At 60.2% G+C, this 23869-nt stretch carries 18 protein-coding genes; 10 read left to right on the forward strand and 8 right to left on the reverse strand.

The features are described 5' to 3' along the window. The first annotated feature begins 1 nt into the window (after window position 1). The 4 genes from FMN63_RS11120 to FMN63_RS11135 all read left to right on the forward strand — a co-directional run bounded on the left by FMN63_RS11120 (window position 2) and on the right by FMN63_RS11135 (window position 5741). Window positions 2-1009: an ABC transporter ATP-binding protein gene (locus FMN63_RS11120; RefSeq protein ID WP_148584037.1), complete on the forward strand. Its 1008-nt coding sequence runs from the start codon at window positions 2-4 to the stop codon at window positions 1007-1009. Continuing rightward, window positions 1006-1917: an ABC transporter ATP-binding protein gene (locus tag FMN63_RS11125; RefSeq protein ID WP_148584038.1), complete on the forward strand. Its 912-nt coding sequence runs from the start codon at window positions 1006-1008 to the stop codon at window positions 1915-1917. The genes FMN63_RS11120 and FMN63_RS11125 overlap by 4 nt, the downstream gene beginning before the upstream one ends. Window positions 1918-1955: 38 nt before the next feature. Beyond that, on the forward strand, window positions 1956-3446 hold the full coding sequence (locus FMN63_RS11130; RefSeq protein WP_148584039.1) for an ABC transporter substrate-binding protein: 1491 nt from the start codon (window positions 1956-1958) through the stop codon (window positions 3444-3446). Between the two features lie 69 nt (window positions 3447-3515). Further along, window positions 3516-5741, forward strand: coding sequence for a molybdopterin-dependent oxidoreductase (locus FMN63_RS11135; RefSeq protein ID WP_148584040.1), 2226 nt, complete (start codon window positions 3516-3518; stop codon window positions 5739-5741). 209 nt (window positions 5742-5950) lie between these two features. On the opposite strand, the gene FMN63_RS11140 is transcribed toward FMN63_RS11135, so the two are convergent. Continuing rightward, on the reverse strand, window positions 5951-7432 hold the full coding sequence (locus FMN63_RS11140; RefSeq protein WP_148584041.1) for a methyl-accepting chemotaxis protein: 1482 nt from the start codon (window positions 7430-7432) through the stop codon (window positions 5951-5953). Window positions 7433-7944: 512 nt separating this feature from the next. Continuing rightward, a complete protein-coding gene (gene nikR / locus FMN63_RS11145; RefSeq protein WP_148584042.1) occupies window positions 7945-8376 on the reverse strand; it encodes a nickel-responsive transcriptional regulator NikR in 432 nt (143 codons plus the stop codon). A gap of 126 nt (window positions 8377-8502) precedes the next feature. Between nikR and FMN63_RS11150 the strand changes: the two genes are divergently transcribed. Genes FMN63_RS11150 through FMN63_RS11170 form a run of 5 tightly spaced genes read left to right on the forward strand, consistent with a single transcriptional unit; the run spans window position 8503 to window position 13327 of the window. Next, entirely contained in the window at window positions 8503-10083 is a 1581-nt protein-coding gene (locus FMN63_RS11150) for an ABC transporter substrate-binding protein (RefSeq protein WP_286192599.1), read from the forward strand. A gap of 4 nt (window positions 10084-10087) precedes the next feature. Beyond that, on the forward strand, window positions 10088-11089 hold the full coding sequence (locus FMN63_RS11155) for an ABC transporter permease (protein WP_148584043.1): 1002 nt from the start codon (window positions 10088-10090) through the stop codon (window positions 11087-11089). Further along, window positions 11086-11949 carry an ABC transporter permease gene (locus FMN63_RS11160; protein ID WP_148584044.1) on the forward strand — a complete coding sequence of 288 codons (864 nt, stop codon included), beginning with the start codon at window positions 11086-11088 and terminating at the stop codon, window positions 11947-11949. Before FMN63_RS11155 ends, FMN63_RS11160 begins: the two co-directional genes overlap by 4 nt. Further along, entirely contained in the window at window positions 11946-12746 is an 801-nt protein-coding gene (locus FMN63_RS11165; RefSeq protein ID WP_148584045.1) for an ATP-binding cassette domain-containing protein, read from the forward strand. The genes FMN63_RS11160 and FMN63_RS11165 overlap by 4 nt, the downstream gene beginning before the upstream one ends. Further along, entirely contained in the window at window positions 12740-13327 is a 588-nt protein-coding gene (locus FMN63_RS11170) for an ABC transporter ATP-binding protein (RefSeq protein WP_148584046.1), read from the forward strand. The genes FMN63_RS11165 and FMN63_RS11170 overlap by 7 nt, the downstream gene beginning before the upstream one ends. Window positions 13328-13614: 287 nt before the next feature. Here FMN63_RS11170 and FMN63_RS11175 read toward each other — a convergent pair whose 3' ends face one another. After that, a complete protein-coding gene (locus tag FMN63_RS11175) occupies window positions 13615-14511 on the reverse strand; it encodes a class II glutamine amidotransferase (RefSeq protein ID WP_209001068.1) in 897 nt (298 codons plus the stop codon). 947 nt (window positions 14512-15458) lie between these two features. Between FMN63_RS11175 and FMN63_RS11180 the strand changes: the two genes are divergently transcribed. Next, window positions 15459-17246, forward strand: a complete 1788-nt coding sequence (locus FMN63_RS11180; RefSeq protein WP_148584047.1) for a methyl-accepting chemotaxis protein — start codon at window positions 15459-15461, stop codon at window positions 17244-17246. Between the two features lie 141 nt (window positions 17247-17387). On the opposite strand, the gene FMN63_RS11185 is transcribed toward FMN63_RS11180, so the two are convergent. Genes FMN63_RS11185 through FMN63_RS11205 form a run of 5 tightly spaced genes read right to left on the reverse strand, consistent with a single transcriptional unit; the run spans window position 17388 to window position 23868 of the window. Next, window positions 17388-19157 (reverse strand): BatD family protein, encoded by a 1770-nt coding sequence (locus FMN63_RS11185; RefSeq protein ID WP_148584048.1) that lies wholly within the window; start codon window positions 19155-19157, stop codon window positions 17388-17390. Window positions 19158-19171: 14 nt separating this feature from the next. After that, window positions 19172-21469, reverse strand: coding sequence for a VWA domain-containing protein (locus FMN63_RS11190; protein WP_148584049.1), 2298 nt, complete (start codon window positions 21467-21469; stop codon window positions 19172-19174). Between the two features lies 1 nt (window position 21470). Next, the gene (locus FMN63_RS11195; protein WP_148584050.1) at window positions 21471-22490 is read right to left on the reverse strand and encodes a vWA domain-containing protein; all 1020 of its coding nucleotides are present in this window, start codon (window positions 22488-22490) and stop codon (window positions 21471-21473) included. After that, complete coding sequence (locus FMN63_RS11200; protein ID WP_148584051.1) at window positions 22487-22951, reverse strand: DUF4381 domain-containing protein; 465 nt, start codon at window positions 22949-22951, stop codon at window positions 22487-22489. The genes FMN63_RS11195 and FMN63_RS11200 overlap by 4 nt, the downstream gene beginning before the upstream one ends. Continuing rightward, on the reverse strand, window positions 22948-23868 hold the full coding sequence (locus tag FMN63_RS11205; protein WP_148584052.1) for a DUF58 domain-containing protein: 921 nt from the start codon (window positions 23866-23868) through the stop codon (window positions 22948-22950). The genes FMN63_RS11200 and FMN63_RS11205 overlap by 4 nt, the downstream gene beginning before the upstream one ends. Between the last annotated feature and the right edge of the window lies 1 nt (window position 23869).

Genomic DNA, 23869 nt, shown 5'->3' on the forward strand with positions numbered 1-23869 from the left:
CGTGGCTCTGCTTGAGATCAAGAACCTGACGATCGAGTTCGACACCCCAGGCGGTGTCGTCCATGCCGTCAACGACCTCAGCTACTCCATCGAAGCTGGCGAAACCCTTGGGATTGTCGGTGAAAGCGGATCGGGCAAGTCTGTCCACATCCTTGGGATGCTGGGCCTCCTGCCCTGCCCTCCGGGACGGATCGTCTCCGGTGAAGCCTGGTTCGATGGCAACAATCTGATGGCTCTTTCCGACCGCGAGCTGCGTGAGATCCGTGGCGGCCAGATCGGCATGGTCTTTCAAGATCCGATGTCTTCGCTCAATCCGGTGCTGACTGTCGGACGGCAGCTGAAGGAAGTTCTTCAGCGGCACACGACCCTCAAGGGCGACGCGCTGAAAGCGCGAATGGTGGAGCTGCTCGACATCGTCGGCATTCCCCATCCGGAAGCCCGTCTTTCGCAATACCCACACGAGTTTTCCGGCGGAATGCGCCAGCGTGTTATGATCGCCATCGGCATGTCCTGCAATCCGCGCCTCCTGATCGCCGACGAGGCAACCACGGCGTTGGACGTGACCGTTCAGGCACAGATCCTCGATCTGGTGCGCAAGTTGAAGGAAGACTTTGGCACGACGGTTATCTGGATCACCCACGACATGGGTGTGGTGGCGGAGCTCGCCGACACGATCCAGGTCATGTACGGCGGCCGGATCATGGAACGTGGACCGGTGCGTCCGGTGTTCCACGATCCACGATCGGCCTACACCTGGGGGCTGTTGAATTCCCTGCCCGACGAGGGCGCGCGAACACAGCGCCGCCTTTACCAGATCCCCGGCAGCCCGCCCGACATGGCCAATCCGCCGGCCGGCGATCCCTTTGCCCCGCGCAATCCTTTCGCAACAGAACGATGCCACCGGGAGGTTCCCGTCTTGCGTGATGTCGGTGACGTGCCGGGCCACAAGGTCGCCGCCTGGTACGACCTGCCAGCCTTGCTGGCGGCCGAGAAGGAGAAGACGCGATGAATAGCCTTCCCGTTCTGGAAGTCAACGGCCTGATGCGCAGCTACGGCGGCGGCAAGTCGCTGTTCGGTAAGCGGAAACCGGTGATTCATGCCATCAACGACGTCTCCTTCAAGATTGGCGAGGGCGAAACTCTCGGTCTTGTCGGCGAATCCGGTTCCGGGAAATCGACGACGGGGCGAGCGGTCCTGCACCTGGAAACGCCGGATGCAGGCTCGGTGCGGTTTCGCGGGAATGAGCTGACGCTTCTGGGACCCCAGGGGTTGAAGCCATATCGCCGTCAGATGCAGATGATCTTCCAGGATCCCTATTCCGCGCTCAATCCGCGTATGAAGGTCGGACGCTTTGTTGCAGAGCCGCTGGTGGTGCACGGCGTTGAAAAGGGGTCTGCCCTTCGGGATCGGGTTGCGGAACTCTTCAAGCGCGTCGGTCTCGATCCAAGCTTCATGTCGCGCTATCCGCATGAGTTCTCCGGCGGCCAGCGGCAGCGGATCAATATTGCCCGTGCCATTTCGCTAAACCCCGCTTTTATCGTCGCGGATGAGCCGATCACAGCGCTTGACGTGTCGATCCAGGCGCAGATCGTCAACCTGTTTCAGGATCTTCAGGACGAATTGGGACTGGCCTATCTGTTCATCGCCCATGACCTGTCGATGGTTCGATATCTCTGCCAGCGCGTGGCCGTGATGCTTCGCGGCCGGATTGTCGAGGTTGCCCCGACTGAGCAGATTTTCTCCGATCCGCGCCACCCCTATACCCGCTCGCTACTTGCCGCGATCCCGATCCCCGATCCTGACCGACGGCGCCCGGACCGCACCCCTTTTGACGTTGCCGCGAACATTCCGGCACGTGAAGCGCAGATGGTCGAAGTTGCGCCCGGCCACTTCGTCCTCGATCAAACCACACAATAAGAGCCAAAAGGCCCCAACCTTCAGAAGATAGGGAAACAATGACCAGACTTACCAAACTTCTCGCCGGCTCGGCGATTGCGTCCATGCTCACGCTCCCCGCCTTCGCGATGGATGTCACCATTGCGCAGACCTCCGCCGTGAACACGCTCGACCCACATGGTTCGGCCTCTGTCGGTCTTGACCTGTCGGTCCTCAGCCATGTTTACCCAACCCTGATCCTGCGTCAGCCGGACTATAAGCTCGTTCCCTCGCTTGCAGAGTCCTGGGAAGCGGTCGACGATCTGACCTGGAAGTTTACGCTCGTTCCCGGCGCCAAGTTCGCAAATGGCGAGCCACTCGATTCAGAAACCGTGGCCTGGAACATCGAGCGGGTGACCAACCCCGACAAGCCGATGAGGATCTCTTCCTGGTTCCGCCAGATCGAGTCCGTAAACGTGATTTCTCCGACCGAATTCGAGATCAAGACTTCCTCACCCTATCCGGCCCTGCCGGCGCAGCTTTCGATGTTCATGCTGCTCCCGCCGAAGTGGGCCTCCGAGCATGATCCCGTCACCGAGACCATGTCCGGCTTCAAGTACAAGATGGTCGAGAATGTTCCCGGCGATCACATCACCCTTGAGCCGAATCCGGACTTCTGGGGCACGCCGGCGCAGTTCGATCATGTGACCTTCCGCGTCATTCCCGAAACGGCAAGCCGCATCGCGGCCCTCATGGCGGGGGAAGTCGATCTGATCAACAAGGTGCCTGCTTCCGAGATCGGACGCATCAAGGAAAGCCCGAAAGCCGATGCCGGTGCTGTGGACAGTACCCGCTCCGTGTTCATCAAGCTCAACACGGAAAAGGCTCCGCTCGACAACAAGAAATTCCGCCAGGCCCTGAACTATGCCGTCGACAAGACCCTGATTGCAGAGGCGCTGTTTGACGGGCTGGCAACGGTTTCGAAGTGTCAGGTCATGACGCCCGACTATTTCGGCTACAACCCGGATCTGAAGCCCTATCCGTATGATCCGGAAATGGCCAAGAAGCTTCTGGAAGAATCCGGTGTCGACCTGAGCCAGACCTTCGAATTCGAGCTGCCCGCTTCCACCTATCTGCAGGGAGAAGAAGTTACGCAGGCCGTGGCCCAGATGTTCGGCGATGTTGGCGTGAAGACCGAGATCCAGACCATGGAATTCGGGGCATATCTCGACAAATACCGCAAGGCGCATGACCTCGGCCGGATGTCTCTCCTTGGGCAGGCCTGGGCAACCATCGACGCTGACGGTCTGTTGACATTGTTCAAGCCGGGCAACCAGTATTCCTACTGGAATGACGCGGCGTTCGATGAACAGCTCGTGGCCGGTGGTTCGACTACGGACGAAGCTGCGCGCAAGGCTGCCTACAAAAAGGCCACCGAGATCATGTGCGACGAAGCACCAGTCGTCTTCCTCTATGCCCAGCCGGCCACTTATGGGGTCTCCAAGAACGTGTCCTACAAAGCGCGTGGCGATGACTGGATGCGTGCGTACGACATGACGCCAGCCCAGTAATCTAGGGTCTGTCAAAAGAAGGCGGACGGCGAAGACCGCCCGCTTTCATTCTCATCTGCGGAGCTCGCCATGAACCTCTTTGCCAGTCACTTCGGCACTTACGAGATCGAGCAGGGCTCCGACGGGCCATCCCTTCAGGCCTTCCGACATGATCCGGCGCCCTCCCCTGTGGGCGCAGGCTTCCTCGATCTTGCCGACCACCCCACCCGTATCCGTCAGCCCATGGCGCGACGGGGATGGCTGGAGGGGGACAAGGGCAAGGCTCGAGGGGACGACACGTTTGTTCCCCTCGATATCGAGACGGCTTGCGACCTGGCGGCCGATGAAGTGGTGCGTATCCGCGAGAGTTTCGGCAACCGGTCGATTTTCGGAGGTTCCTACGGCTGGGGATCGGCCGGTCGTTTCCATCATCCGCAAAGCCAGTTGAAGCGCTTCCTCAATCTTGCAGGTGGTTTCGTCTCCACCGTCAACACATACAGTTACGGCACGGCGAAAGTCCTGATCCCGCATCTGGTGGGGCGTGAATATTCCGACCCCGGCGCCCTTAGCCCGAGCTGGGACCGCATCGTCACCATTCGGCCGTTCATCCTGTCTTTTGGCGGCATGCGCCTTGCCAATGCGCAGGTTGAGGCGGGAGGGACCGGTGCACACCGGACCCGTGGATGGATCGAGGCCTTTGAGCGGGCCGGCGGCGAGATGCTGACGCTGTCTCCGGATGGGCGCGACGCCCCGGTCGGCGAACATCTGGCCATCAATGCCGGAACGGATGCCTGCGCCATGTTGGCAATGGCCTACATTCTCGTCACCGAGAAGCTGGTTGATGAACCTGCCGTTCGGCGCATCGCCAACGGCTATGACGATATTCAGGATGTGCTGCTCGGAAAAACGGATGGGCAGCGCAAGACGCCCGAATGGGCGGAAGGTCTGACCGGCATTCCGGCGCAGACCCTGGTCTGTCTGGCACACAGGCTTGTCGAGGGGCCGGCCCTGATCAATCTGGCCTGGTCGCTCCAACGCGCGGTCGCAGGCGAACAGCCCTATTGGGCCGCGGTGGTTCTTGCGGTTCTGTCCGGTCAGATCGGGCGTCCCGGATGCGGGGTGGCTTGCGGCCTTTCCGCCGTCTCCTCTGTCGGCAACCCGCTACGCAGGCTGCGCGGACCGGCTTTCGAGCAGGGCAACAACCCGGTCTCCGACTTCATCCCGGTTGCAAGGATAACCGAGATGCTGGAGCGGCCGGGCGGCACCATTCGCTATAACGGCAGCACGCTGACCTTGCCGGATATTCGACTGATCTGGTGGGCCGGCGGAAATCCCTTCCATCATCATCAGGACCTCAACCGCCTCGCGCGGGCCTGGAAGCGACCAGAGACGGTGATTGTCCACGAAAGTGTCTGGACAGCCACGGCGCGTCACGCCGACTTGGTTTTTCCCTCGGCTCTGCCTTTCGAACGGGACGACATTGCAGCAGCTTCGCGAGATGACTGGATCATCCGCTCGTCGCGTGTGATGGATCCGCCCGAGGGTGTGGAGACCGATCACGAGGTACTGGGCTGCATCTCCGATCGTCTTGGTCTGGGTGACAGTTTCCGGGGTGGTCGAAGTATCGATGAATGGATCGAAACGCTCTACCAAGGTTACCGCGAGGCCTTCCCGGAACTCCCCTCCTGGGAGGACTTCCAACGCAAAGGGTACGCCCGTCTGGCCGACCCTGCGCCCGAAGAGGTCACCCAACCGCTTGAAGCCTTTGTCGACGCACCGGAAGAGCATCCCCTGGCGACCCCAACGGGCCTGATAGAGCTGATACCCGACCTGATGCGCTGCAATGATCTGCGTCTTGGAGCAGCTCTGAGCACCCCTCGCCCCGGCGATCAGGAAGAGGACACCGCCCTGCCCCTCCGCCTTCTGTCGCCGCAACCGGAAGTCCGGCTGCACAGTCAGCTTGACGGGGCGCGCGCCGCGACCGATGCAAGGGTCGAAGGGTGTGAGGTGGCCCGCTTGAACCCCGCTGATATTGCCGCCGCGGGTCTTGAAGATGACGCGCTGGCCTGCCTCTGTAACAGCCGGGGCATCGTCAAGGTAGCGCTCAAGGCAGACGCGCGCGTGATGCCCGGCCATGTGGTCCTGCCCACCGGTGGCTGGTACCTGCCTGAGCTTGGCCCCGACGGAGTGCGCATCGACTTGGGAGGCAACCCCAACACATTGACCCGCGACTTCGGTTCTTCCGAGTTGTCGCAAGGGGCCAGTGCAGGCGGTGCAAGAGTGGAGATTAGGTGCCTGAACCAGGGGGTGATGTGATTGTTTGACCAAGCGACAGGGCATTGTCGCAAGTTTGGCTCGCGAATGGCTGTTTCCTGATTTCTGCCGAAATCCCGTGCAGGGAAACGCTTCTCATCACAAAAAAAGGAATGCCCGGCGCGATTGTCGGGCATCAAGTTGGTTGGAGAGGCTGCGCCGTGAGAGCACTGGCTCTTCGGCGCTTTTTTATGGGATCGCATTCAAACGCCCTACGCGGCGATTGACCGGGAGACTTCCTTGACGCTTTGGGTCGCCGTGCTGATCTGGGCCGTCGCCGCGGAGACCGACTGCATGTTGGCGGTAATCTGTTCCACGCCCTGGGCCGCGAACTGCATGTTCGAGGAGATTTCGTGGGTCACGGCTGTTTGCTCCTCCACGGCCGAGGAAATGCTTGTGGCAATATCACCGACTTCGCTGATGACCTTCATGATTGACTGGATCGCCTGAACCGCGCTCTCCGTCGTGGTCTGCACCGAGTTGATCTGGGCCGAGATTTCTTCCGTGGCTTTGCTTGTCTGCGATGCCAGGCTTTTTACCTCGGAGGCGACCACCGCAAATCCCTTGCCGGCTTCGCCGGCGCGTGCGGCTTCGATGGTTGCGTTCAGAGCAAGCAGATTGGTCTGTGCGGCGATGCCGTCGATCAGTTCGAGCACGGAGCCGATGGTCTTGGCATCCTCAGACAGGCCGAACATGATCTGGCTGGACTGTTCGGCTTCCTCGATGGCTCTTTGGGATACTTCCATGGCCGTCTGCACCTGCCTGCTGATTTCCTGAATGGAGGCAGCCAGTTCTTCCGAGGCGGCGGCCACGGTCTGGACGCTGGAGGAGGTCTGCTCCGACGCTGAGGCCGTTCCGCTGGCCTGCTCGGTCGCCAATGTGATGGCGCTCACGATCTCGGAGAGGTCCTTGTCGATCTTCTCCTGTGCTTCGGCCTTGCGGAAGCGCTCCATAACGCGGTCCGTGACGTCGATAGCGAATTTGACAACCTTGAAAGGGCGACCGGCTGCATCGAAGATCGGATTGTAGGTTGCCTGGATCCAGATCTCCCGACCCCCTTTCGCGAGACGCTTGAACTCGGCGGACTTGAAGTTTCCTGCGGCCAGATCCCTCCAGAATTGGGCATAGTCCGGGCTGGCGACGTATTCGCTTTCAACAAACATGCGATGGTGTCGTCCGATGATTTCCTCAAGGCTGTAGCCCATTGCGGACAGGAAATTCTCGTTTGCGTCGAGGATCGTACCATCCAGGTCGAAGTGAATGACAGCCTGCGCACGATTGATGGCGTTTACCTGACCCTGCAGGTCAGCGTTTTCCATCTTGCGCGCGGTGATATCCGACGCGATCTTGACGACTTTCGTGACCTTTCCCGAAGCGCTCAGGATCGGGTTGTAGGAAGCTTGAATCCAGATTTCTTTCCCGTTCTTGCCGAAACGCTGAAACTCCTGAGACTTGAACTCGCCGCGTGCAAGTTCCTGCCAGAAGGCCTGATATTCCTGGCTCTCGCCGTAGGCGGGATCCACGAACATCCTGTGATGGTGGCCTGAAATTTCCTCGAGCGAGTAGCCCATGGCGTCAAGGAAGTTCTGATTTGCCGTAAGGACCATGCCATCCGGCGTAAATTCGATCATTGCATGAGAGGTGCTGATCGCCTGGACAACAGACTTCCAGGAGTTTCCTGCAAAAATACCCATTCGAACGTCTCCAACAATATGTTCTTGTTGAAACTTAAATGAAGTCGAAAAAGTAAATAAAATTGTACTTGGTGAAATTAAACGCGGCGGAAAACGAATAAAATTTGAAACAATTTTGACTAGGTAAGTAGTTATTTAAAGTGATTGCTAAAATTTCAGGGGTTAGATTAAGAAATTGGTATATTTCTATTTGGTGCCAAATACAGTTTCTGTCGTCTGACTGGGAAGGGGCAGGTGTGAGGAGCAGTCTCATTGCCATGCGAAATCCGTGACCGGAGACGCATGAGACAAATGTCGAGAGACACCTGCTGTCTCAACCCCGGTAGGTGGACTGTGCATGTCCGACATTCGGTGCGCCCAGTTTTCAGCGGCTTGTTCTGGCTCTTCAATTTCAAGCCGTGGCGCAGGCTGCCGAAAACCTGCGATAAACCCCACAGTATCGCGACCACGGCCAGGCGATTGACCGGGGCGCAGTGAGCGGAAAAATCAGTCGGAGGTGACGGCCTCGACCTTCAGTCCGGTTTGTCTTCTGTGGCGGTTTTCTCGATCTGGGGCACGATCTGGAGCGCGCCGTGGCGTACCGATCGTTCGGCGATGACATGCTCGGCGAAATGCTGCACTTCGGAGGTTGGCCCCTTGAGGATCCCGATTTCCAGGCAATTGTCCTCATCAAGGTGCACATGCATGCTGGCGACCGTCAGGTCGTGATGATGGTGAAACGTGCTGGTCAGCCGACGCGCAAGGTCCCGTGATGCGTGGTCGTAGACATAGCTGAGCACGCCAAAGCAGGGCTGGCGGGTTTGAGCCGTGCGTTGGGCCTGGCCGAGCCCTGCCCGTGTCAGATCGCGGATTGCTTCGGATCGGTTCTGATATCCTCGCTCCTCGATCAGTTTGTCCAACTCATCCATCAGATCATCGTCCAGAGTGATCGTTACGCGTTGCATTGCCATATCCCGAATGAGTATGATGTTTTGACCTAGACATCATACAATTTGGCTCCTAGTGTCTCCCGAACGCGGCGATGGCCACGGTCAGGCTGACTCGTCCAGCAGGATATTAGGAACGATTTCATGACAATGCCAATTTCCGGCACCTTGAGCCTTATTGCGGTCTCCCTTTTGCTCGGGGTTTCCACAACTGCCCTGGCTGCACCGAAAACCGATCTCGTACTTGCCATCGGCGGTGAGCCGGACGGAGGCTATGATCCTCTTCTCGGTTGGGGGCGTTACGGCCATCCCCTTTTCCAGTCGACCTTGCTTACACGTGACGCGCACATGGGCACGCAGCCGGAACTGGCGAAGAGCTGGTATTTGTCCGAGGACCGATTGACCTGGACCATCGAGCTTCGCCCGGACGCGAAATTCTCCGATGGCACCTCGTTGACCGCAAGAGATGTCGCCTTCACCTTCAACCATGCCAAAACCGCGGGTGGCGAGCTTGATTTGGGTGTCCTGGAGCGGGCAAAGGCAATTGACGACACGACCGTCCAGATCAAGCTGTCCCGGCCCTGGATCACCTTCTCCGACTTCCTGTTCAATCTCGGCATCGTGCCAGCGCACAGCTACGGACCGGAATACGCTCGCAATCCCGTCGGCTCGGGCCCTTACGAGATGGTCTCCTGGACTGAAGGTGAGCAGCTCATCGTCAAGAAGAACCCATACTATTACGGCAAGCAGTCGCCCTTCGAGCGGATCACGTTCCTGTTTACGGGAGAAGACACCAGTCTTGCGGCCGCTTACGCCGGGCATGTCGACGTCGTATCGGTTCCGGCAAGCTCTGCCGATGCGCCGCCTACCGGGTTCAAGCAAGTCGTCGTTGACACTGTCGACAATCGCGGCATCAGCCTCCCAATGTCTCCTGACGACAGCAAGACCTCGCCGGACGGTTATCCAGTCGGCAACAACGTGACCTCCGATCCGGCTGTCAGGCAGGCGATCAATCTCGGGGTCGACCGGGAGCAGATTGTTGAAGTCGCTCTTTTTGGCCACGGAACCCCCGCCTTTGGTCCAGCCGATGGGCTGCCATGGTCGAACCCGGAAGCGGCGGTGGATCATGACCCCGAAGCTGCCCGGGCACTGCTTGAAGACGCCGGCTGGACAGTCGGCTCCGATGGCATCCGCAGCAAGGACGGCATACGCGCCAGTTTCCCACTCATCTATCCAGCTTCCGACAGCACACGCCAGGCCATCGTCATTACGGCCGCCGAACAGTTGAAAGACATCGGCATCGAAGTGGTGCCACAGGGCAAGAGCTGGGATGACATCGAGCGGCTCATGCATGCCAATCCGGTTCTCTTCGGGTGGGGCAGCCACACGCCCCAGGAAGCATATAGTCTCTATCAAAGCTCCTTGGGTGGTCAGGGATATTTCAATCCCGGTTTCTTCTCCGACCCGAAGGTCGATGCGCATTTCGCTTCGGCACAGGCAGCCGAAAGTCTGGAAGCCTCCTATCCGCACTGGCAGGCCGCCGAATGGGATGGGGAAACGGGCTATTCAGGCAAGGGCCTGGCGGGCTGGGCCTGGCTCGTCAATCTCGACCACATCTATTACGTCAACGAGTGCATGGACCTCGGTCCAACCCAGATCGAACCTCATGGTCATGGCTGGCCCATCACGTCCTTGATCCAGAACTGGACCTGGACCTGCGACTAGCTGCATGACGAGCAACTGGCCCCTCTTTGTGACACTCCGGATCGTGCGGTTGGCGTTCCTGCTGGCCGCCGTTGCCGTTGTTGCGTTCATGCTGGCGAAAATGTCGCCTGTCGACCCCGTCCAGGCCTATCTGGGCCCGGCGATTGCCAAGGTCGGGCCGGAGCAACAGGATCTCATCGCGCAGAAATGGGGGCTGGACCAGCCGCCGCTCACCCAGTTCGGCAAATGGCTTGGAAATGTCGCCCAGGGTGATCTGGGCATGTCGATGACCTACAATGAACCCGTTGTGGATGTGCTTGCAAAACGCGTGCGGGCCTCCCTGCCGCTTATGGCGATGGCCTGGTTGCTGTCCGGCCTTCTCGGCTTCGCACTCGGAGTTACCGCAGGTGCAATGGCAGACACGTGGGTTGACCGCATCATCCGCACCTATGCCTACGTTCTCGCGTCGACCCCCACATTCTGGCTGGCAATTGTGTTGCTGGTGGTGTTTTCGGTCGGCCTCGCGTGGACGCCTGTGTGTTGCGCCGCGCCTATCGGGGTTCTTCCGGAAGACGTGACGGTCCTGGAAAGACTGCATCATCTCATTCTTCCGTTGATCGCGCTGACGGTGCTGGGCGTGGCCCAGATTACGCTTCACACCCGTGCAAAAATGATCGAGATCATGCAGTCCGATTTCGCACTCTATGCCAGAGCACAGGGGGCTTCTCTTGCGGACGTCGCCATCAGGCACGGCGCGCGCAATACTGCATTGCCTGCAATAACAGTTCTATTTGCCTCGCTTGGCGAATTGTTTGGCGGATCGGTGCTGGCCGAGCAGGTTTTTGCCTATCCCGGGCTCGGGCGTGCTGCCGTACAGGCGGGCGTCTCGGGCGACGTCCCCCTGCTTTTGGCGGTTGCCCTTTGCCTGACGGTGTTCGTCTCCGTCGGCAACACGATTGCCGACATTCTCTATCATGTCGTTGATCCCCGTATCGGAGCGACACACGACATGGAGATCAGGCCATGACCGAAGCCGTCGAGACGACCTCCCGCGCCTCATCGCGCCTGCGCATCAACAAGCGGATGCTGACACTTGCCGCCACGGGGATAGGTGCTGCTGGCATTGCCTGTGTCGTTGCCGGGGCAATCGTCTTCGGTGACTTCGGTATCGCCACCGACTTTTCGGCGAGACTTGCACCACCGTCCTGGGCGCATTGGTTCGGTACGGATCAATTCGGTCACGACATGTTCGCCCGGACTGTTCACGGTCTGAATGTGAGCTTGTGGGTCGGCCTGATCGCGGCAACGCTGTCGGCCTTCATCGCGCTCGGGCTTTCCATCTTTGCAACGACCTGCGGCCAGTGGGCTGACAGGCTCGTATCCTTCCTTGTGGATGCGACCATGGGCCTGCCCCACCTGGTGTTGCTGATCCTGATTTCCTTTGCCCTGGGCGGGGGCACCCATGCCGTGATCGTCGCCGTGGCCGTAACGCACTGGCCAAGGCTGACGCGCGTGCTGCGGGCCGAGATCCTTCAGCTTCGAAACGCCGATTTCATCATCGTCTCACGGCAACTCGGCAAATCGTGGTGGTATGTCGGGCGTCATCATTTTCTGCCCCACCTGATGCCTCAGATGCTTGTCGGACTGGTGCTTCTGTTTCCCCACGCAATCCTGCATGAGGCAGGCCTGACGTTCATCGGCTTCGGCCTTGAGCCGACCAAGCCGGCTATCGGCGTCTTGCTGGCAGACTCAATGCGCTACCTGACGGCGGGCAAGTGGTGGCTCGGTCTCTATCCGGGCGTCAGCCTGTTGCTGCTCGTGCTCTGTTTCGATGCAATCGGCAATGGGTTGCGCCTGTTGCTGGATCCAAGGCAGGCGCAGCTATGAGCTTTCTTCGTCTCGATCAGGTGTCTGTCGGCTTCACTCGCTATGATGGCCTCATACGTCAGCGGGAATTTCGCATTCTCGAAGGCCTGAGCTTTGGGGTTGACCGGGGTGAACTTGTTGCACTGATCGGTGCATCCGGTGGCGGCAAGAGCCTCCTTGCGCACGCAATCTTCGGCATACTGCCGTCGAATGCTGTTGTGGGTGGGCGTATCCACGTCGATGGTACCACACTGGATGCTCCGCTCAGGCAGAGGTACTGCGGCAGGCGGATGGCCCTGGTGCCACAGTCTCTCAGCCACCTCGACCCGATGACCCGTTGCCGCAAGCAGATTGCCTGGGCAGGCCAGCGCGCCGGCCATCGACTCAACGCCGTGAGCATCGAAAGTCTGCTTGCCCGATACGGCCTTGACGATCAGGCGGCAAATGCGTTTCCGCATCAACTGTCCGGAGGTATGGCACGGCGCATGATGATGGCCATCGCGGCGGTGGGCGACCCCGATCTGATCGTCGCCGACGAGCCGACGAGCGGGCTGGATGGCGAGAACAGCGCAAATGTGCTGGCGCATCTGCGCGAACAGGCGGATTGCGGCAAGGCCGTCCTGTTGATCACGCACAGCCTTTCAGAAGCGCTTGCGTTCGCTGACCGTGTTGCCGTGATGAAAGGGGGACGCCTCGAGTCCATTGAGGCGGCTTCGGACTTTGCTGGCGGTGGCGAGGCCCTGCGATCACCGTTTGCGCGTGCCCTGTGGACGGCACTGCCCCAGAACGCATTCAGCGCCGGAGGTGCAATTTGCTGACCGCACACCGCGTGAGCTTCCGCCACGGGCCACGTGCGCCCTACATTCTGCGCGAGGTTGACCTCTCCATTCGTCCTGGCGAGATCGTGGGATTGTCCGGCCCGTCCGGGCGAGGCAAATCGACCCTGGGCAGACTGCTTGCCGGGCACCTTGGGCCGACAAGCGGCAGCGTCACGGTCGATGAGCGCGCAAACCAGTATCGCTTCAACCCGGTCCAGTATCTGCATCAATCACCGATTTTTGCTACGGATCCACGGTGGCGGATATCCCGGATCGTTGCGGAGGGATGGACACCGGACGATGTCACGCGGAACGAACTCGGTGTCAAGGAAAGCTGGTATGATCGCTATCCGCACGAGATTTCCGGCGGAGAGTTGCAACGGGTCGCCCTTCTTCGTGCCCTGGCACCTGGCTTGCGCTACCTGATCGCCGACGAAATCACCTCAATGCTTGATCCGGTCGCTCAGGTGGAAATCTGGCAGGTCCTGCTTAAACGGGCTCGGCTGGGCCTGGGTATTCTGGCCATCAGCCACGACCAGGCTCTGCTTGAGCGCATCGCAACGCGGGTTGTCACGATCTGACAAGACAGCGGGTGCACAGCGGAATCTGGAGTACGCTGTAACATCCCGAACGGACGGGAGGCGCACAAGCCGGAACCATTCTCGGCGTGGCGGACGTCGACCCCGCGAAGGTTGCTCGTGGCTCTGGTAGCCTTGAGAGGGTTGATGGTGTCGCCGGGAAGTCCGTAAACGCGTTTCGTTCCCGCCTTCTTCTGCAGGGCATGGACAATGATTTTTGCCACAGGTCTCGAAAGGCTCTTCCTTTCAACGGGAAATCGGCAAGGCGCAATTGCACTAAGCTTGAGGTGTCAGCTCTTGCACTGAGACACGATCTCTCCGTCTTTCAAGACGAGCGTTGTGCCGCGTGGCAGCGGCTCCCAGCCTTCCGGATCCAGCGGCACCGACGCAAAAAGATACAACGAGCCGGAGATTTTATTGATACTGGCGCCGCGCGCATTCCACGGACCCCCGTGATCCTGTTCGTCGAAATGGCGGATATTCAACCCCGGTTCACGCGGTTCGGTCACCCCGTCTTCGGTTTCGAAGCGCCGCCGGTCAGCGTGGACGAAGAGGTGCTCACCGTCGAAGAACAGGAAGTTGGAGCTGCCCAGCTCGCGCATTTCAGAAGCAAAACGTGCAAACACATCGAACCGCGCTGCGACATCGGCGGTGTCTGTCGTGCCCAGCCGGTCGAGCAGCATCAGGAAAGCCAGTTCCGAGTCTGTGTCTCCTATCCGGTGCGGGAGCCATTTATGCGCGTCCTTATGCTCCTCGATGCCGGGCAAATCGCCATTATGCGCAAATGCATTTCGCTTGCCGTGCACCACGCGGTCGAAAGGGTGGGTGTTCGCCAGTGCAGGATTCCCCCGCGACGCCCTGCGAACATGTGCCATCAAATTTTTGCAGGGGCGCTCATTGCGAACCACCATCTGGGTCAATTCGCTGGTGGCAGCCGGATCGGGTTCCCGGAACAGGTAGGCATCGCGGTCCTGCGCGAACAGGATACCCCAGCCGTCGCGATTGCGATGCCGCTCGCCCCCCTCCGCAGCGAACAGATCGAGCTCGTAGCGAACCCTGTGCGGGACCGCGGCACTCATTGCAAACAATTCACACATCGATTTCCTCCGGTTCCAAAAGCCAGTCGGCACCAGCGCCATCATGCAGTCGAGCAGGCGCACCAGCGTCGATCTGTTTCCCTGTCCCATGGAACACCTCCCCCTTTCATAAGCAGGTGCTGGCCCTTAAAACCGGGTAAATCCAGACAATCTGTTTGGCGGTCCAGATGCCCTCGACCAGCATTCCCATCGTGCGTTCCCTTCTCCTATTCGGGACGACATTAGCTGGTGATCGAATTCGTTGATGTTCTCAAGATAGAGCGTATTGGTCTATATTCGTGACCATGCGAGATCTGCCTCTCAGTGCCCTGCCTGCGTTTGCCGGACGCCTACCAACTCGTCATCGATCCCGATCGGCGCGGGCATGCAAGCGTGCGCGCCGTCCGGATCTGAGCTGCAAAGCTTGCACGTCAGCTGCCAAACATACCGGTTGCCTCGTCCGCATCTGGTGTTTACTGCCACCGCAATCTCGCTTGCGGTCGAGCGGGAGCGAGCCTCACAACCCCGCATTGCGCATCTGGCAAGCGTTTTCAAACAAGGCATCGCTCTTGGCTCACCAGATTGAGCCGCCTGTTCGGTCCAGGGCGGTACACTGACTGGCAAGACGCCGCTTCAGCGTCTGTGAGGGGTTGATTCCCCCTTTTCCGCCTGAGCGATTGCGTTCGGAGAGGGAACCGAGTGCGCCGTCACTGAATTTAGTCGTCTTTGAACGACGTCACGATCTTCCGCGGTGAGTGCGACATCGTCTGACTTACAACAAAATATGCGTTATGCCGAAATCGGAATAAGGGCGAAGTCAGCTCTATGCGGGGGGCAAGAGATATAAATTGCATATAAAATCATATGCAACCAATAGGTGTTTTGCGCGCTGTTATTTTGCCTTCCTCTACTGGAATTACGCAATTATACGTATGAACTGACGCAGATTAGAGCAAACATTTACGTAAATTTTACTAGGCGTACTTATTGTATTTGGAATATTTCTTTTTTCTTCAGCGAGGGGTGGGCTGAAGAAGTGTTTTCGAAGGATCCAACACATGCTGATCCAAGCATTGTCTCGATTTTCTCTGGCTGCGAAACTGGGCGCTTTCGGCTGCCTGATGATCTTGTTTCTCGTGGCGACGGCCACTGTCGGTCTGCGGTCCATGTCTACGATTGGCGGGGAATTGAGGTCGGTTGCCGAACACGACCTGGCAATCTCCGATACCGTTTCCCAGCTGACCGAGATGCAGCTGGAACAGGCAATTCTTTTCGAGCGAGCTATAAGACTGGGTGAAGAAGCGGCCAATGGCAGTCGACAGGCTTTCGAAGACTTCTCCAGCACAAGCTCCGAGTTTTCGCAACTTGCCGCTGCCGCGAGCGAGAAGTTAGGTCTCGCGCAGGAAAAAGTTCAAAACATCAAGTCCGTAACCCGGAACGAGGAGGAACTCGCGGAATGGGGGCACGTTCTCGAGGGATTGGAAAACGTTGAGAAGGCAAATCAGGTCTTCAAGACCGATGTGCAGGCTGCAATAGAGAAGATCTCGGTCCGGGCGAAAGCCGCTCAGGTGAATGCCAGCGACCTGATCAGTGAAGAACAGATATTGATTCAAAAGGTTGCGAGCGAAGAAGACGCGCTGAACCACAGTCTTGAGAGCTTGGCAAACCAACTGATGGAGTTCACGCTCAAGGCAGCGACGAATGCCGAACACCACGAGCGGCAAGCGACGTGGTTGATATCGATCCTGGGAGTTATTTCTACCGTTCTGGCGGCTGGCGCGGCCTTTGTTTTGACGCAGGCTATTTCCAAGCCGATCAAACAGGTTGTTTCGGCGCTCGCTCGGTTGGGTGAGGGCGACACAACTGTTGAATTGAAAGCCACGGGACGAGACGAAACAGCCCAGCTCACCCAGGCCTATGAAATCTTTCGCGAGCGAACCGTCGAAGCCAAAGCGGCAGCTGAACGCGAAAAGGAAGCTCAAGCCGCGCAACTGCGGCGCGCAGAGACCATTGCCCGTTTGACATCCGAATTCGATGCGGATGTGGCCGAGCTTCTTCATTCCGTCGACGATGCCTGCGGAGAACTGAACGAAACCGCCCAATCCATGAGTGCGATCGCCGAAGAGAATACCAATCAGTCGTCAGCCGTATCGGCGGCCTCGGAACAATCGGCAGCCAGTGTTCAGACCATTGCGTCTGCCATTGAAGAAGTGTCCGCATCCATAACCGAAATTGGCGGGCAAGCCACCAAGTCGTCCAAACAGACGAGCAGCGGGCGTGAAAGAGCAACCAGGGTCAATGAACAGGTGCTTGGCTTGAAAACGGCTGCTTCGCGGATCAGCGAAGTCACCTCGCTCATTCAAGCTGTTGCCGAACAGACCAATCTGCTCGCACTTAATGCCACGATTGAAGCTGCGCGTGCCGGAGAGGCTGGCAAGGGCTTTGCGGTCGTGGCGTCGGAGGTAAAGCAACTGGCCGGTCAGTCGGCAAAAGCTGCAGAAGAGATTTCCAATCAGATCGCCCAGATCCAGTCGGAAGTCGATGGCGCTGTCATGGGCGTGGAAGAAGTGGCAACCATCATAACGGAACTGGAGAGCATAGCGGTTTCGATCTCCTCAGCAGTCGAACAGCAGGGCGCGGCGACCGGAGAAATCTCCCAATCCATTCAGGACGTCTCCGTTGGTGTTCAGGAGACCACCCGGAACATTGCTGGTGTCAGCGATGCGGCCGCAGAGACCGGATCAGTGGCCACACGCGTGGTTACCGCCAGCCAACAGCTCTCCGGGCAGTCTCAGAACCTGAAAGTTTCGGTAGACAAGTTCCTCGAAGGCGTCAGGGCTGCATAGCTTGTTGGCCGGGGTTCCGGGTGCCGATTGACGGTGCGGATAAAACTTCATGTTGGGGAACGTGTAAGTGAATGATGATCGGGTGGGCGGAAAGCTGCATCAAAGCAGCCTTCCGTCCACCCGGTGGCTTTTCGGCCTTCCTCAGGCCGGATAAAGCGACGGCAATTGCGTCGATGCCAGATCCTTTTGCGCAGAACCGATCTTGCGGTCTTCCTTTACAAGGATATTGAGCCAGTCGCGGCTCCGGCCTTCGGCGGTTTCGGAAGCGGGGGCAAAGGCTGCTTGCTCCAGAGCTGCAATGGCATCTCTTGCGGCAGCGGTCATCGCCGGTTGGCCGCCGGCCAGGCGGCGCCAGGCCAGAACGCAGCCGTAGCATCCGCGCAGATCACCGGCTTTTTCCTTGGTAGATGCAAGGGCCAGTTGCTTGCGGCGCTCGGATTGCCCGTCCGCCTGGGTCTGCTTCCGCGGTGTCGCTGGTGCGGGCTTGCGGCCATTTTCGGCAGGTCTTCCTGTTCTCCGGAAATAGACAGCGGCCCCGCCAAGTGCGGCAAGAACCGCGGCAGCACCCAGTCCGGCCAGCAGATAGATGCGCTGATTTCCCGCGTCCGACTGCTGAAGCTGCGGCGCTGCATTCGCAGTTGGTGCTGCCTCTGGCGAGACGGCGGCCGACTGGCCGGCCTGCGGCACCGTTCCTTCTGCCGTGATGACTTCACTCGGCAAGGTGACGGTCTTTGCTTCGCCGCTGACACTGTCGGTCCAGTTCACCTTGATCTCCGGGAGCGTTATCTTGCCGCCACGTGTCGGCACGACCGACAGAAGAAAGTCCTTCCTGGCGACCGTGCCCTCAGCCGTCTGATCCTCGCCCGTCTGGACGTCATCCAGATAGATCCGTGCGCCATCCGTGTTTTCGAACGAGAGGTCCGGAAGCTGAACGGCGCTCGCGCCGAGAGCCAGAAGGCTGACGCGCCGGCTTACCGCCTCCCCTTCCCGGAAGACCGGATGCGCGGGCGACCATTCGGCGGTCAGTCGGACATCCTTTGCGGGCAGGAACCACTGATGCTGTCCCGAACCTGCATTGGGGTCCGCCCGCACTGTCAGCTTGATCGGATCGGAGCGAACAGCAAACGGTTTGCCCGGATCGAACATGTCGTTGAACATGGACGATGGGAACCCGGAAAAGCCCTTGAAACCGAAGCCCGCGAAGGGATCGCGCCGCCGCGCATTGGGGTCCTCGACGGAGCCGCGCAGGACGAAGGGCGGGATTTCGATCGCACCCTCCTCCTGGGGCTTGAGCATATAGGTACGCTCGATCACGTTGACCGTCCGTCCGCCCCGGGTGGCCTGGCTTACCCGGTCCTCTCCGCGCTGAACGAGGTCGAAGGCGCTGGAATGCGGTGCGATCAGTTCAGCGCTCTTTATGGGTTGGCTTGTCTCGATACGGACGGTCAGAGGCGTTTCCTGGAAGAGAAACGGTTCGCCGTCTTCAAGTGTCGCGGAAAGACCGATCCCGGATGCGCCCGTTGCCTTCGGCATGGAACCGGCATCGACCACCTTGATAGCGACAGGAGAACTGCTCAGGCTTCCCGCGCTGATCGACGGAATTTCGACGGTGCCCTTCGTTTTCGGCGACAGCGACACGATCCAGCTCACGCTTTGCGAGCGTTTGCCGTTGATGATCTGCGTCGAACTGGATTGCGATGTGCCGAGGATATCGAAATCCTTCTGCAGCGGTGCGAGATCCGGGCTGGCGTTTACCTGGCCGTCGGCGGTCAGGGTCAGCTGGATCGCGTCCCCTTCGGCCACCGTGCCACTGTTCACGTGGGCGGCCAGTCCGCCGGCCCAGGCTGGGACGGCAAGCGCGATGGAAAGAACAGCGGCGCTGACGGTGGTTTTAAGCGTATTGAATGTCATGGTCCTGTTTCCTCTCAGTTGGCGCCAGACCGAAGCTGGACATAGTGTTGGCGGATGCGGGCGCGCAGCAGGCCGGACGGATCGTCAGGAACTTTGCGCAACTGTTGCTCGACCGCCTGATCGACCACAGGAGCAGCGCCCGGAACGGAGGCCTCCACCGGCTCGCCGCTGGTGTCCTCGCCATTGCCGTCCAGCATGCTGGAAAGCAGTTTCGACAGAGGGTTTTCACTCTCCTTGCCGGCTTCGCCGGTATCGCTTCCAGAAGCGCTTGCCTGCTGACGAGCCTTGGCAGCTTCCTGTGCGGCGCGGTCTTCCTGGGCAAGGCCCTCGGAGCCGGCCTGGTCTTGCTGAGCGGCCTGCTCGCTGCCGTTTTCCTGGCCCTGCGGCCGGGTTCCGGAAGCTTCCTGCGTCTGCTCTTCACCAGCACCTGCCTTTGTTTCGTCAGCCTTTGCAGCGGAGCGTTCCTCTTCGCCGGCCTGGGGAGACTGGCCGTCTTGCTTGTCGTCGGAGGAGGCAGAAGCTTCGGCAGATGCCTGGTCTTTCGGTTGCTCGCCTTGCGACGCGCTTTGCTGGCCAGCTTCTTCAGGCGAAGCGGACTCCTGTCCCGACTGAGAGGCGGACTGCTGCTGATCACCAGATTGCTGCTGCGCACCGGACTGCTGCTGCTCGCCGGATTGGCCGGACTGCTCGCCGTCCTGTTGCTGCGAGCCCTCGGAGGCCTGCTGCTGCTCGCCGGACTGGCCATCAGCGTTTTGCTGATCCTGCTGTCCCTGCGAACCGGACTGCTGTTGCTGCTGACCGGACTGGTTCTGGGATTGCTGCTGGTCCTGTTCGCCGGACCCTCCAGCTTGTTGCTGCTGATCCTTGTTGTCGCCTTGGCCGGACTGCTGCTGTTGCTGCTGGTTCTTCTCCTTCTCTTGTTCTTCCTGCTTTTTCTGTTCGTCGAGCAGCTTCTGGACCAGATCGCGATTGTACTTTGCGTCTGCATCCTGCGGATTGGCAGCCAGCGCCTGATCGTAGGCTCCAAGTGCGTCTTCAAGCTGCCCGGACTTGGCAAGCGCGTTGCCGCGGTTGTAGGCGTTGGCGGAAAAATCCTGTGCCGCCGCTGCATAGTCGCCGGCCCGGTAGGCGGCACTGCCGCGCCAGGAAGATGTCTCGAACTGGCGGGACGCCGTGTCGTAGTCGCCGGACGCGAAGGCTTTCTGTCCCTGCTGGTCGGAAGTCGACCAGAGATCCTGCCAGGTTCCTGCGTGAGCAGGCTGGGGCGCAATTCCGGGGACCAGGCCCAGGCATGCAACCAGTCCGATGCTGAATACGAGCCCGCGGCGGAACGCGAAGGGCAGCAGCAGCACGGGCAGGATCAGGAGCCAGTAGCCCATGTCGACCCAGCTGTCGGCCTGGAAATCCTCTGCCTTGCCGGCGGTTTCGATCCGGTCGGCCTTCGGCAGGATGCGGTTAAGGTCTGCGCTGTTGGCCGTCACGCTGGAATAGGTCCCACCACCGGACCGGGCAACCTGGCCAAGCCCTTCGGTATCCAGGGACGTCGTCAGCTTTTCACCAGAGCGTCTGGTGATAGCCTGACCGTCCGCGGTCTGCAGCGTGGCGCCCTCTTCGGTGCCGATACCCAGAACGGAGACAGTGTAACCGGCCTTGCGCGCTTCGCTGGCTGCCTTGGCGGTTGCGGCCGTATCGCCCGCGTTGTCTGCGATCAGAACAATCTCGCCACGTCCGGCATCGGCTCTCTCCAGCACGGAGACCGCCTCGGAAATGGCAAGGTCCGGCCGGTTGCCGAGAACCGGCATCAGCTTGGTGGAAAGTTCGGGGATCATCTGCGAAATTACCTTCTTGTCACTGGTCAGGGGAGCCGCGACAAAGGGAATGTCCGAATAGATGACCAGTGCGCGCTCGTCCCCTTCGGTCCGGGCGAGAATATCGCGCAGCTTGTGCACCGCGCGCCGCAGGCGGCTCGGCGACAGGTCGTCGGAATTCATGGATTGCGCCAAACTGAGGACTGCGACCACCGGCTCACCGCCGGTGAAGGAGGGAACCTCGGCCTTCTGCCAGGTCGGCCCGGCCAACGCCGTCACCAGAACGACAATCGCGGCGGCGGCCAGTGCCGGCAGAACACGCGATGCGCGGGCGGTGGCCCCACTGATCGCCAGATGCCGCAGCAGATGGGCGTCGACGTATTTGCCCCAGTTGCCGCCTGTGGCGCTTTTGCGGGATCGCAGGACGAGCCAGAAGAGAAGGCCCGCCGGGACCAGTGCCCAGAACCATTCCGGGCGCAGGAAGTGGAACAGATCGTTTTCCATGTCAGGCTTCCTTGTGTACGGGGCGTTGCGTGATGAGGGCCGGAACCGTCGCGAACAGCGCGGCAAGCGCCGTCAGGAGCAGGGCCAGACCGGCCGGCCAGAAATACAGGGCGACTTCAGGGCGCACATGCACCGGGTCGGCACCGATCGGCTCCAGCTTGTCTATTGACCGGTAGACCTGTGCCAGACCGTTGACGTCGGTTGCCCGGAAGTATTCCCCGCCGGTCAGTTCAGCGATCTTGCGCAAGGTGCCTTCATCGAGGTCCGCGGACGGATTGACCATCTGGCGGCCCATCGGGGTGTTGACTGCCATCGGACCTGCGCCGACGCCGATGGTGTAGATCCGGATACCCAGTTTCGCGGCAAGTTCGGCCGCCTGGATCGGGTCCATCTTGCCCTCGTTGTTCGCACCGTCTGTCAAGAGAACGAGAACACGTCCTTCAGCCGGCCTGTCTTTCAGGCGTTTCAGGGAAACCGCGATGGCATCGCCGATGGCCGTTTTCTGGCCGGTCAGGCCGACTTCCGCCTGATCGAGGAGATCGCGGACCGCCTGCCGGTCAAAGGTCAGGGGCGCTTGCAGATAGGCGCGGTTCGAGAACAGCACGAGGCCAACCCGGTCGCCTTTCCGGCGTTCGATGAACGCATCCGCGGCATCCTTGACGACGCCAAGGCGGGTGGTCGGCTTGCCGCCGACAGCGAAATCCTGTTCAGCCATGGAACCGGAGAGGTCGATGGCCATCATGATGTCACGGCCTTCGAAGGGAAGTGGAACTTCCGGGCCGACATAGGCCGGCCGGGCCACGGCCGTGACCATCAGCAACCAGACAAGTGAGGCGGCAGCAAGCTTCCACCAGGATGTCGTGATCCGGTCGGCACGGCTTCCCAGATCCCGCGACAGGCTGGCAAAGAACGGCACCTTCAGCGCGCCGCCCAGCCCCTTGTCAGCGGGTTTGAGAAAATAGCGCAGCACAAAGGGCAGCGGCAGCAGAAGAAAGGCCAAAGGCCAGAGAAAGGTAATCATCCGTTCCTCCTGATCCAGGTGGCGGTTTCGGCGCGCAGCGCCTCCGGTTCGAAATTCTGGTTGGCCGGCGGGCCGTAGGGACCGGTGGCCAGAAGCGCCGCGGTGTCGCGGTCCATGCCGTGTTTGCCTTCCATCAGGAACGCGCTCCACGCCTCGCCGGTCAGCACGTCGGCACCGGCCGAGCGGCGACGGGCGACACGCCGGAGCAGGGACGAGATCTGCGTGAGGAATTCGTCTTCCCTCTCCGATTTGATCGCCTCAAGTTCGCGAAGCGCTAGGAAACGAGCGCTGCGGCGGCGGAGCCAGGTCCAGACGACAGCGGCCACGACGAGCGCGCAGACGAGGGCGAGCAGTGCCCACCAGCCTGGCGCGACCGGCCACCAGCCAACAGGCTCCGGCAGGTGGATGTCGCGAAGCTGGTCCAACTGGGCCAGCATCTGCGGAGAGAGATCTGTGCTCATGCTGCCATACTCCGGTTGAGATGCGGGTGGAGGATCCAGGACGGATCGTCAGGGGTCTGCAGGAAGTGGCAGACCATGCCGTGATGACGGCTGACCAGTTCCAGCCGCTCCCTGCGGGCTTCGAACTGCTGTGCGTAGTGCTCGAGTTTCCGCCCGCCGAGAGCCGAAATGGCCAGCGCATGTTCCCCATCGGTGATACGCCCGCCGCGCGGCGGCAGCGCCGCATCGAAGGGATCGCTGATCTGGATGTTGGTGACATGGGCATTCACCGCCAGATGCCGCAGCTCTGTCTCCGCGTCGTCGCCGAAATCGGAGAAATCGCTGATGACGAAGGCAAGCGTTCCGGGGCGGTTCCGGTGACGCAGGCGGCGCAGGGCATGTGCCAGCGTCACCTCCGTTCCCAGGGGGCGCTCCGGCCGCGTTTCTTCCGCAAGAGCTTCCAGGTATCCGAGCACAGAGCGCCGGGTTCTGGAGGCACGAAAGTCCCGCAGGCCTTCCCGCGTCATGACAAGTCCGCCGACACGGTCGCCGCCGTCATGCCCGGTCCAGGCCATCATGGCAGCCACTTCCGCTGCCAGGTTTGCCTTGAAACGGTTTCTGGTGCCGAACTGCATCATCGCGCGCATGTCGGTCAGAATGACGATGGGCCTCTCGCGCTCTTCCTGGAAGAGCTTGGTGTGAGCCTGGCCCGTGCGGGCCGTCACGCGCCAGTCGATGGATTTGACGTCGTCGCCGGGCTGATAGATACGGCTTTCGGCGAATTCCATGCCGCGTCCGCGGAAAACGGAGCGATTGGCGCCCCACTGATGGGTCGCAACGCGACCCGAGGGCGCAAACCCTGTGAGGCCGCGCTGCGGGCGCACCCTCACCAGTTCGGGCAGGGTCGCGACGATACCTTTGAGTTCATGGTCTGTCATG

Source organism: Stappia sp. BW2 (assembly GCF_008107695.1).
In the GTDB taxonomy this organism is placed as follows: domain Bacteria; phylum Pseudomonadota; class Alphaproteobacteria; order Rhizobiales; family Stappiaceae; genus Roseibium.

Bases quoted from the DNA above. Each gene is read 5' to 3' on its own strand.
- FMN63_RS11125 (WP_148584038.1), top strand. From the start codon at position 1,006: ATGAATAGCCTTCCCGTTCTGGAAGTCAACGGCCTGATGCGCAGCTAC.
- FMN63_RS11130 (WP_148584039.1), top strand. From the start codon at position 1,956: ATGACCAGACTTACCAAACTTCTCGCCGGCTCGGCGATTGCGTCCATG.
- FMN63_RS11135 (WP_148584040.1), top strand. From the start codon at position 3,516: ATGAACCTCTTTGCCAGTCACTTCGGCACTTACGAGATCGAGCAGGGC.
- FMN63_RS11140 (WP_148584041.1), bottom strand. From the start codon at position 7,432: ATGGGTATTTTTGCAGGAAACTCCTGGAAGTCTGTTGTCCAGGCGATC.
- nikR (WP_148584042.1), bottom strand. From the start codon at position 8,376: ATGCAACGCGTAACGATCACTCTGGACGATGATCTGATGGATGAGTTG.
- FMN63_RS11150 (WP_286192599.1), top strand. From the start codon at position 8,503: ATGACAATGCCAATTTCCGGCACCTTGAGCCTTATTGCGGTCTCCCTT.
- FMN63_RS11155 (WP_148584043.1), top strand. From the start codon at position 10,088: ATGACGAGCAACTGGCCCCTCTTTGTGACACTCCGGATCGTGCGGTTG.
- FMN63_RS11160 (WP_148584044.1), top strand. From the start codon at position 11,086: ATGACCGAAGCCGTCGAGACGACCTCCCGCGCCTCATCGCGCCTGCGC.
- FMN63_RS11165 (WP_148584045.1), top strand. From the start codon at position 11,946: ATGAGCTTTCTTCGTCTCGATCAGGTGTCTGTCGGCTTCACTCGCTAT.
- FMN63_RS11175 (WP_209001068.1), bottom strand. From the start codon at position 14,511: ATGGGACAGGGAAACAGATCGACGCTGGTGCGCCTGCTCGACTGCATG.
- FMN63_RS11180 (WP_148584047.1), top strand. From the start codon at position 15,459: ATGCTGATCCAAGCATTGTCTCGATTTTCTCTGGCTGCGAAACTGGGC.
- FMN63_RS11185 (WP_148584048.1), bottom strand. From the start codon at position 19,157: ATGACATTCAATACGCTTAAAACCACCGTCAGCGCCGCTGTTCTTTCC.
- FMN63_RS11190 (WP_148584049.1), bottom strand. From the start codon at position 21,469: ATGGAAAACGATCTGTTCCACTTCCTGCGCCCGGAATGGTTCTGGGCA.
- FMN63_RS11195 (WP_148584050.1), bottom strand. From the start codon at position 22,490: ATGATTACCTTTCTCTGGCCTTTGGCCTTTCTTCTGCTGCCGCTGCCC.
- FMN63_RS11200 (WP_148584051.1), bottom strand. From the start codon at position 22,951: ATGAGCACAGATCTCTCTCCGCAGATGCTGGCCCAGTTGGACCAGCTT.
- FMN63_RS11205 (WP_148584052.1), bottom strand. From the start codon at position 23,868: ATGACAGACCATGAACTCAAAGGTATCGTCGCGACCCTGCCCGAACTG.